We start from the raw sequence: 407 nt of genomic DNA on the forward strand, positions 1-407 counted from the left end.
CTTGCGAACAAGCCGGCGACGCAGCCGTCGCCGGCTGCCTGTCGCCTCTTTTCGGCAGCTACGCGCCGGCGCTGACCATCTCCTTCCAGGAGACACTCGATACCTACCGCCGCATCGTCGCCGCGCAGGCCGATGGCGTCGATCTCTTCCTGTGCGAGACCATGGCCTCGGCCGACGAGGCGCGCGCCGCCGTCACCGCGGCGAGCGAAAGCGGCAAACCCGTCTGGGTATCCTGGACGCTCGCCGACCATGGCGCGCCGCGCCTGCGCAGCGGGGAGGCGATCGCCGCCGCGTCGGCCGCGCTCGGTGACCTGCCGGTCGCCGCCAGGCTGGTCAATTGCTGCCGGCCGGAAGCCGTCAGCGCCGCATTGCCCGAATTGATCGCGCTTGGGGGGCCGGTCGGCGCC

At 72.2% G+C, this 407-nt stretch carries 1 protein-coding gene; it reads left to right on the forward strand.

Annotated features, from left to right (window positions below):
- On the forward strand, positions 1-407 hold a 407-nt coding region (locus tag EOA33_RS38555; protein WP_190234563.1), incomplete at both ends, for a homocysteine S-methyltransferase family protein.

The sequence above is a fragment of the Mesorhizobium sp. M4A.F.Ca.ET.050.02.1.1 genome, from assembly GCF_003997725.1.
Classification (GTDB): Bacteria; Pseudomonadota; Alphaproteobacteria; order Rhizobiales; family Rhizobiaceae; genus Mesorhizobium.